At 63.6% G+C, this 16,022-nt stretch carries 15 protein-coding genes and 7 tRNA genes; 11 read left to right on the top strand and 11 right to left on the bottom strand.

Annotated features, from left to right (window positions below; translation table 11 throughout):
• Positions 1 to 9: 9 nt before the first annotated feature.
• The 5 genes from QNO08_RS07165 to QNO08_RS07145 form a co-directional block, all read right to left on the bottom strand.
• Positions 10 to 996, bottom strand: coding sequence for a thiamine pyrophosphate-dependent dehydrogenase E1 component subunit alpha (locus QNO08_RS07165; RefSeq protein ID WP_229966826.1), 987 nt, complete (start codon positions 994 to 996; stop codon positions 10 to 12).
• 265 nt (positions 997 to 1,261) lie between these two features.
• Positions 1,262 to 2,713: an NAD-dependent succinate-semialdehyde dehydrogenase gene (locus QNO08_RS07160; protein ID WP_229966827.1), complete on the bottom strand. Its 1,452-nt coding sequence runs from the start codon at positions 2,711 to 2,713 to the stop codon at positions 1,262 to 1,264.
• On the bottom strand, positions 2,713 to 3,192 hold the full coding sequence (locus QNO08_RS07155) for an acetate--CoA ligase family protein (protein WP_229966828.1): 480 nt from the start codon (positions 3,190 to 3,192) through the stop codon (positions 2,713 to 2,715). The genes QNO08_RS07160 and QNO08_RS07155 overlap by 1 nt, the downstream gene beginning before the upstream one ends.
• A gap of 43 nt (positions 3,193 to 3,235) precedes the next feature.
• Positions 3,236 to 4,867, bottom strand: a complete 1,632-nt coding sequence (locus tag QNO08_RS07150) for a CoA-binding protein (RefSeq protein ID WP_229966829.1) — start codon at positions 4,865 to 4,867, stop codon at positions 3,236 to 3,238.
• Positions 4,864 to 5,796, bottom strand: a complete 933-nt coding sequence (locus QNO08_RS07145; RefSeq protein WP_229966830.1) for a VOC family protein — start codon at positions 5,794 to 5,796, stop codon at positions 4,864 to 4,866. The genes QNO08_RS07150 and QNO08_RS07145 overlap by 4 nt, the downstream gene beginning before the upstream one ends.
• 206 nt (positions 5,797 to 6,002) lie before the next feature.
• On the opposite strand from QNO08_RS07145, the gene QNO08_RS07140 reads away from it, so the two are divergent.
• On the top strand, positions 6,003 to 6,506 hold the full coding sequence (locus QNO08_RS07140) for an FAS1-like dehydratase domain-containing protein (protein WP_229966831.1): 504 nt from the start codon (positions 6,003 to 6,005) through the stop codon (positions 6,504 to 6,506).
• Between the two features lie 68 nt (positions 6,507 to 6,574).
• Positions 6,575 to 7,009, top strand: coding sequence for a MaoC/PaaZ C-terminal domain-containing protein (locus QNO08_RS07135; protein WP_229966832.1), 435 nt, complete (start codon positions 6,575 to 6,577; stop codon positions 7,007 to 7,009).
• Positions 7,010 to 7,099: 90 nt separating this feature from the next.
• On the opposite strand, the gene QNO08_RS07130 is transcribed toward QNO08_RS07135, so the two are convergent.
• The 4 genes from QNO08_RS07130 to QNO08_RS07115 form a co-directional block, all read right to left on the bottom strand.
• Positions 7,100 to 7,303, bottom strand: a complete 204-nt coding sequence (locus QNO08_RS07130; protein WP_229966833.1) for a hypothetical protein — start codon at positions 7,301 to 7,303, stop codon at positions 7,100 to 7,102.
• A gap of 143 nt (positions 7,304 to 7,446) precedes the next feature.
• The gene (locus tag QNO08_RS07125; RefSeq protein WP_229966834.1) at positions 7,447 to 7,809 is read right to left on the bottom strand and encodes a 2Fe-2S iron-sulfur cluster-binding protein; all 363 of its coding nucleotides are present in this window, start codon (positions 7,807 to 7,809) and stop codon (positions 7,447 to 7,449) included.
• A 6-nt stretch (positions 7,810 to 7,815) separates the two neighbouring features.
• A complete protein-coding gene (locus tag QNO08_RS07120; protein WP_229966835.1) occupies positions 7,816 to 9,192 on the bottom strand; it encodes an aromatic ring-hydroxylating oxygenase subunit alpha in 1,377 nt (458 codons plus the stop codon).
• A 244-nt stretch (positions 9,193 to 9,436) separates the two neighbouring features.
• Entirely contained in the window at positions 9,437 to 9,718 is a 282-nt protein-coding gene (locus tag QNO08_RS07115) for a hypothetical protein (RefSeq protein WP_229966836.1), read from the bottom strand.
• 280 nt (positions 9,719 to 9,998) lie between these two features.
• Here QNO08_RS07115 and QNO08_RS07110 point away from each other — a divergent pair, with 280 nt between their 5' ends.
• Positions 9,999 to 10,895: a hypothetical protein gene (locus QNO08_RS07110; RefSeq protein ID WP_229966837.1), complete on the top strand. Its 897-nt coding sequence runs from the start codon at positions 9,999 to 10,001 to the stop codon at positions 10,893 to 10,895.
• Between the two features lie 75 nt (positions 10,896 to 10,970).
• Here the strand turns inward: QNO08_RS07110 and QNO08_RS07105 are convergent.
• Positions 10,971 to 11,045, bottom strand: a tRNA-Val gene (locus QNO08_RS07105).
• A gap of 592 nt (positions 11,046 to 11,637) precedes the next feature.
• Here QNO08_RS07105 and QNO08_RS07100 point away from each other — a divergent pair.
• From QNO08_RS07100 to QNO08_RS07065, 8 genes are all read left to right on the top strand, one after another.
• Positions 11,638 to 11,711, top strand: a tRNA-Gly gene (locus QNO08_RS07100).
• 61 nt (positions 11,712 to 11,772) lie between these two features.
• Positions 11,773 to 11,846: transfer RNA gene (locus QNO08_RS07095), tRNA-Cys, on the top strand.
• 24 nt (positions 11,847 to 11,870) lie between these two features.
• A tRNA-Val gene (locus tag QNO08_RS07090) sits at positions 11,871 to 11,942 on the top strand.
• 36 nt (positions 11,943 to 11,978) lie between these two features.
• A tRNA-Gly gene (locus QNO08_RS07085) sits at positions 11,979 to 12,052 on the top strand.
• A 45-nt stretch (positions 12,053 to 12,097) separates the two neighbouring features.
• A tRNA-Val gene (locus QNO08_RS07080) sits at positions 12,098 to 12,169 on the top strand.
• A 24-nt stretch (positions 12,170 to 12,193) separates the two neighbouring features.
• Positions 12,194 to 12,267, top strand: a tRNA-Gly gene (locus QNO08_RS07075).
• 223 nt (positions 12,268 to 12,490) lie between these two features.
• Complete coding sequence (locus QNO08_RS07070; RefSeq protein WP_349774909.1) at positions 12,491 to 14,056, top strand: HNH endonuclease signature motif containing protein; 1,566 nt, start codon at positions 12,491 to 12,493, stop codon at positions 14,054 to 14,056.
• 271 nt (positions 14,057 to 14,327) lie between these two features.
• On the top strand, positions 14,328 to 14,585 hold the full coding sequence (locus tag QNO08_RS07065) for an antitoxin (protein WP_229966838.1): 258 nt from the start codon (positions 14,328 to 14,330) through the stop codon (positions 14,583 to 14,585).
• Positions 14,586 to 14,847: 262 nt separating this feature from the next.
• On the opposite strand, the gene QNO08_RS07060 is transcribed toward QNO08_RS07065, so the two are convergent.
• A complete protein-coding gene (locus tag QNO08_RS07060) occupies positions 14,848 to 15,948 on the bottom strand; it encodes an NAD-dependent epimerase/dehydratase family protein (RefSeq protein WP_229966839.1) in 1,101 nt (366 codons plus the stop codon).
• Positions 15,949 to 16,022 lie beyond the last annotated feature (74 nt).

Genomic DNA, 16,022 nt, shown 5'->3' with positions numbered 1-16,022 from the left:
TCCGCTCTTTCAGACGAGGTCGGTGTGGAGCTCGGACAGGTCGGGCTGTGGGCTCGCTTCGGCGAAGGCGAAGGCGTCGTCGATTTCGGCGCGGTGCGCATCCTCGATGTCCTTGAGCTGCTCCTCGGTGGCAATGCCCTCCTCGAGGAGGCGCCGGCGCAGGGCCGGCACCGGGTCCGCAGCCTCAGCGGCGGCGCGTTCCTCCTTGGGCATGTACTCCATCGGATCCTGCGGGGTGTGGCCGCGGAACCGGTAGGTGTCGGCTTCGATCAGGGTGGGTCCGCCACCCGTACGGGCCGCATCAACGGCCTGGCGGGCTGCCTCGTACATTTCCACGGGGTTGTTGCCGTTCACATGGAAGGCGCGCATCGAGTAGCCGATGGCCCGATCCGTGATCTGCGCCGCCGAGGTGCCCTGCGCAAAGGCGGTGTATTCGGCGTACTGGTTGTTCTGGCAGACAAAGACCACCGGCAGGTTCCACACCGAAGCCAGGTTCATCGCTTCGTGGAAGGCACCGATGTTAGTGGCGCCGTCGCCGAAGTTCACGACAGTCACCTGGTCAGTGCCGCGCATCTGGGCCGAGAGGGCGACGCCGTTGGCGATCGGCAGGCCGGAGCCCACGACGCCGGTGGTGACGATCAGGCCGGACTCCGGGTGGGTGACGTGCATCGGACCGCCCTTGCCCTTGCAGGTGCCGCCGACCCGGCCAAAGAACTCAGCTGTCAGTTCCCGCAGGGGAACACCCTTGGCGATCTGGTCGTGGATGCCGCGGTAGATGGTGAGGACGTAGTCCTCCTTGGTGAGCACCTGCGCGATCGCGGAGGGGATGATCTCCTGGCCGCGGGGCGAGTAGTACATGCCCGTTGCCTTACCGGTCTGGAGCATGGAGATGTAAGTGTCGTCGTACATCTTGATCTTGGCGGCGATCGTGTAGATCCCCAGGAGAATCTGGGGATCGATGTCGGTGGTCGGATCCACCTCGAGCGTTGCGGTCATGGTGTGCGTACTCCTGTCGAAATTAAGCTGCGGCGCCGGGGCGCCTGTGGACCTGGAGAGCTATCCGCCTGCCGGACGGCCGGACGCGACACCGGCGTCGATGCCGGCCGCCCCCTGCCTCCTGCGGAACAATTATTTGGTTATTGGAACCTAGTCGAGAGCCTTGGGTGTGTCAAGCATCACACTTGGCCGTGCGATGGGAGGGGCGCCGTGACCGGCGCTGTGCCGGGCGTGCGGAAGGGCGCCGGAAGGGCGCCGGAAGGGCTCACACGGCGATCCCGACGAGCTTGGTGTCGAGATACTCGTCGATCCCCTCATATCCGCCCTCACGGCCCAGTCCGCTGGCCTTGACGCCGCCGAACGGTGCCGAGGCCGAGGTCGGGTTGATGTCGTTCACGCCCACCATCCCGTACCGGAGCTTCTCAGTGACCCGGATGGCCGTGGACAGATCATTGGTGTAGACGTAGGCCGCCAGTCCGTATTCGCTGTCGTTGGCCTTGGCGATCACCTCCTCTTCGTCGTCGTACGGCATCACCGCCGCGATCGGTCCGAACGTCTCCTCGTAGTAGATCTGCATTTCCGGCGTCACATCGGCCAGGACCGTGGGCGCGAAGAAGGTCTTCCCCTCCAACCCCTCGACCTCGACCCGTTCGCCGCCCACCGTCACGCGGGCACCCTTCTCCAGCGCATCCAGGACCTGCGACTCCATCTTGGTGACCGCGCGCTCGTCGATAAGCGGGCCGATCGAGACGCCCGGAGTTTCACCCGCGCCCACCTTGAGTGCCTTGACCCGCTCGGTGAGCGTGGTGACGAACGTGTCGTAGTGCGAGCGGTGCACGTAGATCCGGTTGGGACTGATGCAGGCCTGGCCGGTGTTGAGGAACTTCACCAGCGCAGCCCCCTTGGCGGCCCGCACTGGATCGGCATCCGGGAACACGATGAACGGCGCATGGCCGCCCAGCTCCACGGAGACGCGCTTGAGACTCTCGGTTGCCTTGGCGGCAAGTTTCTTGCCAACGGCGGTGGAGCCGGTGAACGTCAGTTTCCGCACCACCGGCGATTCAACCAGGGTGTCCCCCACGGCAGCCGCGCGGCTGGTGGTGACCATGTTCAGCACACCTGCCGGCACTCCGGCTTCCAGGAGGACCTCCAGGGTGGCCACCGCGCACAGCGGCGTGAGTGCCGCGGGCTTGAGCACCGAGGTGCAGCCTGCCGCCAGCGCCGGAGCGAGCTTGCGGGTGAGCATCGAAATGGGATAGTTCCACGGCGTAATGGCAGCAACCACGCCCACTGGCTGGCGCATCGTAATGAAGCGCTGGTCGGCGCGGGCTGAGGGAATCGTGACGCCGCCGATCCGCTTGGCCTCCTCAGCGAACCAGGCCAGGAAGTCCGCGGCGTAGCCGACCTCGTTCAGGGAAGCCTTGAGCGGTTTGCCCTGCTCGCTGGTCATCAGGGCGGCCAGTTCCTTTTGCCTGCCGCGCATGATCAGGTTCGCCTGAGCCAGGATCCCCGAGCGCTGGTGTGCCGTGGTTCCGGCCCAGGCGTCAAAGGCGGCATCGGCGGCAGCGATGGCGGCCGCGGTGTCGTCGGCTCCGCCGTCGGACGCCCACCCGATCACCGCTGCGGTGGCCGGGTTGGTTACCGGAAAGGTGGAGCGGCTGAGCGCTTCGCGCCACTCGCCGCCGATCAGGATTGTGGTGGCAGTGTTCGCTGTCATCAGATGAAGGTCCTTTCAGGGACAGAGCTTTCAGAAACGGGGGAAGGTTCCGGTGCCGGTGCCGGCGGTGCCTGGAGCAGGCAGAGCGCGTCGACGGCGGCGAACCCGTCGTCGGTGACCACCAGGGGGTTGATGTCGAGGGACCCGAGCCATTCGGAGCTGCCGGCCGCGAAGTCGCCGACGCGCACCAGGAGGTCTGCGAGCGCATTAAGGTCCCAGGCCGGCTGGCCGCGGAACCCGTGCATCAGCCGGGCATCTTCGAACTCGGCAATCAAGTCCTCGGCCTCGGAGCGGGGGAAGGGCGCCATTCGGCCGCCGATGCGGTTGATGACCTCGACCATCACGCCGCCGAGCCCGAAGACCACCATGGGGCCGAGCTCGGTGGACTGGATGCCGATGAACGCCTCGGCGCGCACCGCCAGCATCGGCTGGACGACGACGAGCGCGGGCAGCGCGTCGCGCCGCGCTATGCTCCGCATCCGGGTTACAGCGGCACGGAGTTCATCCGCGGGGACTCCGACTTCAACCGGCCCCGTGTTCGGTCCGATGACCGACGTCGGCGAGCTTGACGACGTACGGACCGGCAAAATCCGGGGGGCCGGCTTCGGCGTCCGGCGCCACCAGGTGGTAAGGAGCGACCGGGATTCCCTGCGACCGCAGCAGCTCCATGGCCGCAGCGAACGGGAGCATCGATCCTTCCGGGGTGGCGACCGTTGGCTGTTCCGGTCGGGCAACCGGTGCTGCCTCCGCCCGGGGGCCGGCCATCATCGGGCGCCGGCGCGAGAAGTCTCCCAGTGTCTGCAGTCCGCGCAATGTGGCCCGTATTCCGTGACCGCCGGCCGCGGCGGGGGATGCGTCCACGATCTTCCGTGCCCAGTCCCCCAGCGCTCCTCCGCAGTTCGAGACCAGGAAGGGCTTGCCGGTCTTCTCCGCCGCGGCCACAAAGGCCTGGAGGAACGCCCCGGAGTACGGACTCTCGTCCTCATCCGTGAGCGGATGGACGTTCAGCACGGCGTCGACGTCGGGGGCGGCCGTGTAGCGGTCCAGGATCTGTTCCAGGTGCGGCATGCCCATCGGCGTGGTGTCCAAGGGGTTGGGCACATGGACGCCCGGGATGAGGTCCTCGATCCAGCCGCGCAGGTGCTCCAGGGCCGGGACCGCGATCTGCTCGTCGAGCGCGAGATCCATGGCCATCGAGGCGTAACCCCCGGTGGAGGTGATGACCGCGAGCCCGTTGCCGCTGGTGCGGTATTCCTCGCCGAGCTGGTCGATGACCGCCAGCCGGTCGATGAGTTCCTCCGGGTCCCGGGCGACGCCGATCCCCAACTGGCGGAACGCGACGTCGTACACCCACGCATCGCCGGTGAGCGCGCCGGTGTGGGAGGCCGCCATCTCCTGTGTCCGCGAGTTGCGGGCCAGCTTGAGGGCGACTATCGGCTTTCCGGCCCGGATCGCACCCCGGGCCGCCTCGAAAAAGGCCTCGGGCCGGCGAATCTTCTCGATCACCAGGCCAATCGCAGTGGTGGCGGGGTCGTGGGCCAGATACTCCAGGTAATCGGCCAGATCGGTGACGGCTTCGTTACCGGCGGAGATGACAACGTTGAGGCCGACCTGGGGCCGGTCCCAGGCCGCCATCACTACCCCGCTGAGCAGGGCGCCGCTCTGGGACACGATGGAGAGACCGCCTGCACGGCGCTTGTGGTCTGCCGCAATGGTGAGGCCGATGTTCCGCGGCACGTTCGAGTAACCCAGCCCGTTCGGCCCGACGACGGCCATGCCTGACGCCAGTGCTGCCGCCGCGATCCTCTCCTGCAACGCGGCCCCGGCCACATCCCCCATCTCGGCATAGCCGCTGGACACCAGAACGACGCCCCCGACGTCCAGCGCGGCAGCCTCCTCAACGACGGTGACTGCCGTCGCGGCGCTGGTGACGCAATAAACGGCGTCGATCGGTCCCTGAATGTCCGAGAGGGTCGGGACCGTCGTCTGGCCCATGACGGCGGAATGCTTCGGGTTGACGTAGTAGATGGTGGCGTCGCTTTTCAGCGTGGGCGAGAAGGACTTCACGAACGGTGCGCCGTCCCGCAGCCCCACCACGGCCACGGTGCGCGGGTTGAGCAGCCGCCGCAGCGCCTCGGACTGACCGCCGCTCACGCCGTTCCTCCGCGCGCTGCGTCGCGCGGTCCGCCGGGGACGTCCCAGGTGGTCCAGCGGAACAGGGCGCCGTGAGTGGTGGCCGGATCGGTGATCAGGGTGTGCTCGTCCCGGCCCAGGGTGGTGATGCCTTTGGTCTCGAAGTAGGCCTGCACCGCGTCGAGGTCCTGCACCCGGAAGGCTGCTGCGTGGTGAATTTCGCCGTTGGCGTCCAGGTCGGCTGCCGCCAGGGTGTTCCCGGTGTTCGGCGTCGAAAGCTGGACGACGGTGTCGCCGATCTGCACGTAGGCGTCGTCGGTGCCGGTCAGCGCGGAGGATCCCTTGTGCAGGAGCTCCCCGCCCAGGACGCCGGCGAAAATGCCCGTGGCCCGGTTCAGGTCCTTGGTGAGGATGGTCGTGTAGGCCAGCCCCGGGGTCTTCACCGGGTGGTTGGAAATCCACCACTCCGGGTCGAAACCGCTGTCGTTGGACCGGGGATCCATCGTCCCGACCTGGCTGCCCTCGGGATTGAAGAACTCGAGCTGCGTGATCGTGTCCTTGGGGTGGGTCATGATGGCCGAGTTGGGTCCGGGGCGCTCAGTGGTCATCCGGCCGCCTTCGACGAAGACTCGGATTCCTGCGTCGGTGCAGCGCTGCCACATTTCTCCGGCGTCATCGGTGTACCAGGCAATCGAATGCCAGTGCCGCCCGAAGCGGTTGAAAAAGCGGCCCAGGGGCATCGCGTCCCAGCCCTCAACCCGAAAGGCCGGTGCCAGCGGCTCGATCACGGTGTCCCCCAGCAGCACCAGGGAGGCGTCACGCTTCTCCCCGGGCATGTAGTTGTGGTCCAGGAACCCCCTGCGCACGCTGAAGACGTCGTCGTACCAGGCCTCCAGTGCGGGGAGGTCGTCGGTCATGTGAATGATGTGGAAGATCTGGCCGATGGCCATGGAGCCATCCCCTCTCTGACGGACACGAAGTAACGGTGCTGAGCTTTCGATATGAATGCCGGCCGGCCGGAAAGCCAACTAAACCGGGAAAGCCCGCGAAACAAATATTCGTTCCGCTATTGATGAAACCTGCCTTGATCGGAGACAGTTGTCAAGCACCTCCCACCGCTTCAGCACTTCGCCCCACCAGTCAAGGAATCAAACTTATGAGCTCACTCATTACCGCCCAGATGCAGGCGGCGCTCGGGACCCGGTTGGGTCATCAGCTCTCGTACCCCGTCTCTGCCTCGGACATTCGGCGATGGGCGACGGCGATCTACTGGCCCGAACCCCCGCCCGAAAAATACCTCAGCGCAGAGGAAGCCTGGCTCACGGCACCGGAGGACATGAACCCCTTCGCCTGGGCCGTGCTGTCCTCCGACACTCCCCCTCATCCCAGTGACGTTCCAGGCCACGATCCGGACCGCACGGAGAAGAGCATCGGCATCGAGGGTCCAGGGCTCACCAAGCAGCTCAACGGCGGCCTGAAGATCGAATACGGCGTCCCCATGAGGGTTGGCGACACCATTTCGTCCGAGCGCATCCTCGCCGGCTACACGGAGCGAGAGGGCCGACTGGGCCGGATGCTCTTCACGACCATGACCGACACCTGGACCAACCAGGAAAACCAAACGGTCAAGCGCACCGAACTCACCCTGATCCGTTACTGACCTCCTCTGTTACCGCCGGCCAGACCACAGGCCCACCCCAGATCCGACCCAGACCCGAGCGAGGAATCATGACCACCGCACCCCTTCGAACACCCGCCAATACGCCCGAGCTTGTCCCCGGCGCCTCCATTGGCGACTGGACCCGCGAGACAGGCCTGGACACCTGGAACCGCTTTGCTGCCGTCAACGACGAGTTCGTCCCGATTCACATGGATGCCGACGCCGGTCGGGCTGCGGGCATGCCCGGCGCCTTCGGCCAGGGCAATCTCCTCGTTTCCTATCTTCATGCCGCAGTGCGGAACTGGATGGGAGAAAGCGGCCGGATCCTGGAAGTCTCCGCCCAGTTCCGCAAACCGAACACCAAGGGGAGCATCACCGCCGGCGGCACCATCATCGAGGTCACCGGGACCGACGCCGGCACTGAGGTCCTGCTCGAACTCTGGCTTCGGGATGCCGCCGGCGCTGACCTGGCGCCCGGAACGGCAAGGGTCCTTTTCGCCTGAAGGACAGCAGGACGGCCGGCTGGTATCCCTGCCGGCCGTCCCGTTATGTTGACCTTTGGCGGTCCCGCCCAGGTCCTTGTGTGTCCGGGATCAGCTGTCCGGAATCAACGCCAGGTGCGTCCACCGACGCTGTGCCCAATGGGCGGCACCGTCAACGTAGACCTTCTTGACCTGACCTGGACCGAAGCCGTTGAAACCGGGTTCGGCGGAAAGCCACCCTCCGGTTACGATCGGCTCGACCTCCAGCTGGAAGCCCTCGCTGTCCTCATCGGTTGTCACTGTCACCACTGCCATGTCCGCATACCTCCTTCTTCTTGGCCGCCGGCCCTCTGCCGCCCGACCGGTTTTGTCCTGCCACCCGACCTGCCCAACCCACGTTTCGGATGCCGCCATCTGTTTCCTCGATCGTCGATTAGGGCGCCGACAGGGCCGCCCGGCTAAGTGCCGGGCAGCCGTTCCCCGCGGAAAACCAGCTGCTCCACGGTCACGTCGGCCGCGAACTCGATCTGGCAGGCCAGGCGGATTCCTTCGGTTTTGTTCTCGTAGTTGCGCTGCGCCACCCTTTTGATCACGCGCTGTTCGGGCTCTGAGGGGGCGACTGGCGCCACCTGGTCAGCACCCTGCAGGATCCTCACGTGACACCGGGAGCAGGTGCCCTGTCCGGCGCAGACAGTCGGCCAGTCATACCCTTCCCGATAGGCCGCGTCGAAGAGGGTTTCCCCGTCCATTACCTCGATCACCACCCCGGCAGGCTCAACGCGCACCTTCGGGAACGGGATGGATACCGGCTCCGCAGACATTTCCGGCTACAGGTACTTGGCGAGTTCTCGGTCCAGTGCCTGATGCCAGTTGACGATCAGGCGCTCGACGTCGACACCGAGACGGACATGCTCCAGGTCCGACGAGCGGATACCCGTTTGCATTCGCTCAATGTTGCTCGCGTCCTGCTGGACGAACCACAGTTCATCCCATGTGGGCGCGTCGTCTGCTCCGATCTTGGGCTTCTTGACCGGGGTGCCCGTGGGAGGGATTTCCAGGGCGAAGAAGTCGTAGATGCATTTGTTGGGGTCCGTGGGGTGGGGACGCGCACGGTAGACCAGGCCGCAGCCCAGCATCGCCACACCGGTGAAGTTCGGAAACATTGTCCAGTGCCCGGTGGTGTCCGGATGCATGGGTGTCAGCTCGACTCCGCGCATCGCGGCATCGATGTAGGCCCGCTTGAAGAACTCACCGAAGAATTCGTTGGCATCGGTTATCTCCAACAAATCTTCCAGAATCGCGATGTAGTGAGCATTCGTCTGCGACTGCGATCCTTCCCACATGACCTTCGCACTCATATAGAACTTCACCGCAGGTGTCATCTTCTCCGGGTCTGCAAAAAGCCGGTCTTCCTGACCCGGCAGCTGCAGGATTCTCGGCGCTCTGGAATCGGTCCACCCGTGCCCCTGCGGATCCGTGCTGTAGTGCGCGAAGGCGAGGGCGTTAAAGTCTTCATCGCGCAGGAATCCGGCCATCTCGGGGTGTGCCTGCATCACATGATAGGCCTCAAAGAAGGCCTCCTGAGCGATCTTCCAGTTCGCCTCGAATTCGATCTGGTGCCACCACGTAATGTGTGCCTTTTCGAATCCGTTGCCGTCGAGCGGACCCTTGATCCCTCCAAGCCATTCCTCGAAGGAGACGGCTTTGGGATCCATGTTGATCCAAACGAATCCCCAGCGCTCCGACACCTGCACTTCGGCGAGGTCGACATCCGCCTGCTGAACGGTTTCCTCGCGGAAGGCATCCTTGGCGTAGATGTAGGTGTTCTTGCCCTCAAGATTCCAGCGCCAACCGTGGAAGGGGCAAACGACCTGGTCGGCCCGGAAAGTGCCGGAGCCGCAGGCAATCGCCGTGCCGCGGTGCCGGCAGGCATTGTGGAACGCCTTGACGCTGCCGTCCTTCTGGCGGATGAGCATGATGGACTGGTCAAGGATGGTGTATTCCGTGAAGTCTCCGGGCTTGGGGATTTCCGTGCCGTGGCAGGCCAGCTGCCACGCGTGCTTCCAAAGGTTCTTCTCCACCTCGAAGAACTCCTTGTCGTGGTACCGGGCCGTCGGAACCAAGAGCTCATTTTCCACCCGGTACGGCACCTTCGACGTGTCGATCGCTTCAACGACAGTCGGGTCGTTTTGAACACTGGTCATAGCTGCATCTCCCTGCTTCCATCCCGGCACAACCCTGTGCCGGTTCTTGTCCTGGTCTGCTGCTGACTTCGCCGCTCCCGCCTTGGCGCGTGGCCTCGAAGGGGCTGATCGGCTCGAATCGGAGCCGTTCCCCCGAACCATACTTGTGATTTGCATCACAGGGAATAGGTGCGGGCCAAATATTTGTTCCGTTTCCTGGTCAAATAAAAAGCTTGCCGGCCAAATAAAGACCGGCACCACATGGTCAGTCAGGGATCACGGGCTCATCGCCCCACATGCGTGCCGGCGGTACCTCTTCAACGTCCGCAACGCTTACGGGACGCGTGTAGTGACGGTCCGGGCCATCGATGTCGTAGCTGCGGAACACCAGCCGATCCCCCACCAGCGTGCCAACGTAGGCGAGATCCTCTCCTGCAAACACCCGGTCACCGCTGATTTTTCCCACCACCGCACCCGAAGGCACCAGCACCGTATTGCCGTCATTGAGCAGGGGGCGACCGTTTTTGGTCCAGAGCTTCCGCATCATGCACTCCTCATCGTTTGCTTACCTGTGTTGTCTGTTTGTTTCCATGTGTCATTGGTTACACGTGAGTCTGCATTCTGCCGCGCCCCCTAGACCCGGTCAACCACCCCATGCGACCATCGCCTGCATGGACGCATGGCCTGACCGAGCGGACCGAACGCCTCCCGATGCCAGCTCCGGCAGTCCGTTCGCCATGCCCCGGGAGCCTCTCTGGGAGGACCCGCTGGCCGTTCCTCCGGTGCTGGGGCTGGCTGTCCCGAAGCTCCCCGGGCGCGTTCGTCAGGTGCTCGGGAACGTCCATTCCCACTATGTTGTGCTCGATTTTGGCGACCCGCGCAACCCTGCCGGTCCGTTCCTTTCGGTGACGTCGCGCCCGGCTGACCGCCGTCGGACACCTGTCCGGGGAGTCCTGCTGGAGGCAGCCCTGCTGTCTTTTGCCGCCCGTCTCAGTGAGTCGTCAACCCCTGGTGCCGATCCCCACGAAGCCGGCCTTTCACCTCTGGAACATGCAACGATCCTCGTAGAGGAGACCCGTGCGGCCTGTGTGGTCCGCCGTCAGGGTGATGCTTTCGCCGCCCACGTATATCTATCCGCCGAAGTCCTGCCGCCCGGACCGGGGTTCCCCGGCACTTTTGCCACGATCGTTGCCCGCGGAGTCGAGTTGTCCGAGATTCGCCTTACCGTCGTTTCCGACCTGAGCTCATTCGCCGCATTGACGCTCGAGCACGCGGAACAAGAGGACGCTCCGCCCGGATTTGCGCAGGCTTGCGCAAGCATCCGATTCGGTGCCATCGAGCGACTTATCCTCACGAGCCTGGAGAATCCCGATCCTGCCGGGTATGCCGAGGTGCGCCGGTGGATGATGGAGCTGCGCACCCGGTGGACGGAAGCCCACCGGAGCCAGATGCACTTCACCGGGCAGGATGCTCCGGCAGCTGCCCAGGCGTTGATGGCTCTGCTGGATCAAATGAAAGCTCTGTCGTCTGCCGTGCCGTGGTGGCAAGAGGCTGGCACCGAGGCGGTGGCCGAGAGCATCCGCCATGCCGTCTTCGCGAGTGACGTACCCAGTCGGGCTGCCCAGGATCTATGGTGCTGCGGGATCGCCGACCCAGCAGCCGAGGCCCGCTGGCTGCAGGCCTGGCAGCGTTGGTATTCGCATCGGAACAACGCGCAAAACTAGCGCAGGGGTTTCTGCCCTGAGATACGAAAAGAGGCCCCCTGGGGGACCTCTTAGCGACAATTCTTCAACAGCTTTTGGTGGGCGATACTGGGTTCGAACCAGTGACCTCTTCGGTGTGAACGAAGCGCGCTACCACTGCGCCAATCGCCCCCTTGCTGCAAATTGTTTTCACAACCGCAACGTCTAAAGATGCTAGCCCAGATTGGAGCTGGCTCCAAACCGATGCACGATCCGCGTCGGGGCAAGCCGTCGGAGAAGACGCCAGTCGCAGCAGAACACAGCGGGCGGGGCCGGAGCGCCTGCTGATCTCCGCGACGGGTTGCGCGGCACGGAGCACCCGGTCCGCCGTCGTGCGCGGCTCAGCCTGCCGCCGTCGTCGTCCGCAGGGCACCCGTCGTGCGCGGCCCAGCCCGCCGTCGTCGTGCGCGGCTCAGCCCGGCGTCATCGCGCACAGGCGGCTACCCCCTTCCGTTGCCCATTTCCGCACCGTTACTCCCGCACGGCCGGCCACACCTTGTCCGCTTGCTCTGTTTGCTACTCCCCAGGAGCCCGCCTCAAGCCGCTTCACCACCCCCACCTGCGAAGACATACAGGTGAGGACGACTGCTTCCGGCGTGGCGCAAATTAGTCCCGATTGGACGAACTTCGAATCGTCCAGTAGAGTTTTTCTTCGTTGGAAAGCGGGAGTTCGCCGCGAAACGCGAAAGCGATTCGAGGACGATTACACTAACTTCTTCAGCATGCGGACGTAGCTCAGCTGGCTAGAGCACCACCTTGCCAAGGTGGATGTCGCGGGTTCGAATCCCGTCGTCCGCTCGCAAGTCACTGTAAAACCGGTTGATGTTGACCGGTCGGCCTATGCTTATGCAGTGGTCACGGTGGGGTGGCCGAGAGGCGAGGCAGCGGCCTGCAAAGCCGTATACGCGGGTTCGAATCCCGTCCCCACCTCCACGGTGGACTTGCAAGCCCTTATGGGCGCGATTGGCGCAGCGGTAGCGCGCTTCCCTGACACGGAAGAGGTCACTGGTTCGATCCCAGTATCGCGCACTACAGTTAGGCGTTTTGACGCACAACTGTGTTTTTGCGGACGTAGCTCAGCTGGCTAGAGCACCACCTTGCCAAGGTGGATGTCGCGGGTTCGAATCCCGTCGTCCGCTCTCTTGACTGCATCGGGGCCTCCTTTGGGAGACTTGATGCATCAAGCGCGATTGGCGCAGCGGTAGCGCGCTTCCCTGACACGGAAGAGGTCACTGGTTCGATCCCAGTATCGCGCACGGACAACCCAGGTTGTCTTTTTTGCGGACGTAGCTCAGCTGGCTAGAGCACCACCTTGCCAAGGTGGATGTCGCGGGTTCGAATCCCGTCGTCCGCTCACATAGTTGCTTTCCGGGGATGTTTCGGGGCGACACACAGAAGGAGCAGGCCAAACGGCCTGCTCCTTCTGTGTTTAACGCGGCTTTGTCCAACGTGGCTTCAGGGATTCGTCTCGTGCGCTAACCTTCCGGCGTTTCTCCGTGGAAGTGCTGGCCTCCCGACTTCTCCTCCACAAATGCGGAATTTTGCGGACTGACGCAGCCTTTTCCCCAACTTCGAACATGTGTTCGACGCCGGGCCTTCATCTTGAGAGGCTGGATGCCATGGACGAAGAGATCGCTGCCCCGAGGACAACGTGGATGACCGGAACTGCCGGCCCCACCGGTAACCCGCCGCGGACCATACAGACCGGACAGCCCGAAACTCTGACTGGTGAGACTGAGCACATAAGTCCTACAGGGCTACTCCATGCCCTTTACTCCGTCCGTAACGCCGCCTCTGATGTTAACGAATGGCTCCCCCGCCTCAACTGTGCCGAACTTGCATCTCTTGCATCCACTGTCGAGGAACTTTCCCGGTTTGTGGACTATCTGCAGGTCGGCACCGCAGCCGCGATGGACCGAGGACGGGTTTGTGCTGAGATGTCAGGATCGTGGACTACCGCGGCCGGGAAAGCCCAGCAGGAGTTTAAGAGCACAGCGGACTACATGCGGCAGCGGCTTCGGATTAGCCGTCGCGAGGCGTGGAGGCGAATCTGCCTTGGATCGGCTCTTATGCCGGCAACTAGCCTGACTGGTCAGAGAATCGAACCTGAGCTCGCAGCACTGTCCGCTCGGGTGGCTCAGGGGCTGGTGTCCGGGCAAGCCGCCCAGACGGTCAGTGTGGCCATGAAACACGTGCAAGGCTGCGGCAGCCCGGAGGACAGGGCCTCCATGGAGGAGGCACTGACGGAAGTGGCTGTCAGCCAGGACCTGGATGCCCTCACTGTGGTGGCCAGCGCCTGGGTGAACCAGTTGGACCCTGATGGAACTGAACCGTCTGAGCAGCAAAAGGCCGAACTGCAGGGCCTGTTTATCCGCCGGAAGTACCGCGGGATGCACCGCCTGGATATTTTCGCGACGGAGGATCAATTCGAAACCCTCATGACGGCGTTGTCTCCGGAAACCAGCCCCCGGAACGACGCGGGGCAACCTGCGGATGGAGCCTGCGTGGATCTGGAAGGAAACGAACGTGCAGTCCCCGCCGACCGGCGGAGCTATCCGCAAAAGTGCCTGGACGGCCTCGTGTCATCCTGCAGGATCGCCCTGTCGTCTGGGCAGCTCCCCGCCAACGGAGGGTCCAAGCCGCAGGTCCTGGCTATCGTTCCTTATGAGCAGCTCCAGGAACGAGTAGGGAGAAAAACGGAAAGCGGCATGCTGGCCTTTGCTGGCCCCGTCCCACCCCACCAAATCCGCCGCATCGCCTGCGAGGCGGACATCATTCCGGTTGTCCTGAGCGGTGAGGGCCGCATATTGGATGTGGGAAGTGCTTCCCGCTACTTCCCGCCGCATCTTAGAAAAGCACTAACCGCCAGAGACGGCGGATGTGCTTTCCCCGGTTGCACCTCACCGGCGCCGTGGTGCGAGGCCCACCACATTGAGTATTACTCCCGTGGCGGCGCTACCAGTACCGACAACGGTGTCCTGCTCTGCGGGTTCCACCATCATTTGATACACCGGGAGAAATGGCGCATCCGCGTCAGGAACGGTGTCCCGTGGTTCATCCCGCCCACCTACGTGGATCCCTTCCAAGCACCGCTGCGCAACACGTATTTCCATCCACTGCGCCGAGACCGACAAACGGTGTGAGGTGCGGGCGCCATATCCCGGTTCGGGACTGCCCACAAGCTCATCCGAGGACTGCGGGCAGATCGGGACCCGCGCTCCGGCAATTAGGGTGGCCGGACAGGAGAGGCGCCACTTCTTCAAGCTTGGCAGCGGTCCTTCCCGCGCGTTCAGCCCGTCATCGCGCCAGCACCCTGCCCAAAGGCCCAGTTGCAGCTGTTGGTCCATCAACTCAGTTGCCTTACGATTGAAATGAACGGGAAACGTTTGGTTTCCCCTGCGAAAGGAGGTGTCCGTGTCTGTATTTGACGGGCTCAAGGGCAAGGCCGGAGAGCTGAAGGACAAGGCAACCGAGTTTGTGGGCGGAAACGCTGACAAGATCAAGGGCGGCATCGATCACGCAGGAAACTTCGTCGATCAGAAGACTGGCGGAAAGTACTCCGACAAGATCGATGGCTTCCAGAGCAAGGCCTCAGAGGCGGTAGACAAGGTCGACCGCAAGCAGGGTCCCGACTCCGGAACTGATTCCGGACCGACTCCTCCGGCCGTATAAGCTTCAGAGCACGACAAGGGTCCTGGTTCCGCCGAGTGGCGGCACCAGGACCTTCGTCATTTAAGTCGTCTATCCCTGCGAAGACCCCCGGTTAGCAGGACCACCCCAGCGCACCACAAACGATTAGCGTTTGGAAGGCGGAATCTCGCAGTGTCGCGGATAATCGCCTCCAAAAATCCAATGGGTTTCGGTTGCTAGCGGTGCTTCTGGCTGGTGTGCCGCAGGATGGCCGGCAAAACCAGCGTCAGTATTCGACAGAGTGCTACCGACGTTCCGACATAAATCGATCTTCCGCAGCGTAGTCAACGTATCGGTTGAAGAATTCCAGACGCCCGGCTGCAGAGGCAGGATCGTCGACACTCCTGGAAAGCCAGTCCAGCTCAGTTTGGACCGTGGCTGCGTAATCACCCACAGGAACGTAACCGAGCTCCAGAGAGGCACGGGTGTCCAGAATAATGGGCGCAGCACTCTCCCAGGGATGCGTACCCAGCTGGGCACTGCCACGCTCACCCGGCGCTGCTCCCCCTGAACCACGACCGCCACCACTCCCCGCACTGGCACCACTGCCAGCGCTGCCAGCACGGCCGCCAGACCCACTTCCACCGGCAAGCAGTATCTCCTCCCACCGGTGTCCGAAATAGGCCGCGACAACACGTGAAATCTCGAGAGCACTCGGAGCATCAGGATTTGCGCTGTTGAGGATCCGGCTACCGGGGTTCGCCGCAATACGCTCCACCAGCGCAGCGACGTTCACAGCTGCAGTCGTATGGTCTACACCGGAACCGGAGGAAGTCAGAAACACGGCTTTTCGGGCATCCAGGACACGACGGACAAAGACCCATTCACGGGCAGGAGAGGCACCCTCCCCATGTACCTTTGACGCACGGAGGACAGTGACCGGATGCCCACTGTCCAGCAGCACGTGTTCAGCAGCTACCTTGTTGCGTCCATACCCTTCGGGCGAGTCGAAATAGCCGTTGCCCGGAGCGACAGTGGGCTGGTCTTCAGAAACTGGGCCGGAAAAGACAGGACGGTCGGGCGAATTCACGTGCCGCCCAAACGAATCGACATAAACGGCTTTGCTGGAGAGCATCACAGACGATCCCACATCACCCACAAACGGAAGAAGATGCAGGGCATCAGCTGCAGTGAAGCACAGGCAATCCACCAGCAAATCCGCACCAGAGCCCACAAGATGCCGCAGAGCCCCGGTATCGCTGCGGTCGGCCGCATGAAATGCCGCACCCGAGGCGGTGAGATCGGCAGGAACGTTGGATGGGTTCCTGCCCGTGATATCGACATTCCAGCCGGACGACAAAAGCCGCCGGGCAACGGCACGGCCAATCAGTCCGCTGCCACCCAAGATAACTGCTCTGCGCACAAGACCCCCATCTTTGCCATCAGTTATTCAAAGCAGCCCCGGCACCGCCAACCGAG

Source organism: Arthrobacter sp. zg-Y820 (assembly GCF_030142155.1).
Lineage (GTDB): Bacteria > Actinomycetota > Actinomycetes > Actinomycetales > Micrococcaceae > Arthrobacter_B.
The sequence above is the reverse complement of the archived record's forward strand: the minus strand, read 5'-3'. Positions and strand labels throughout refer to the sequence as shown.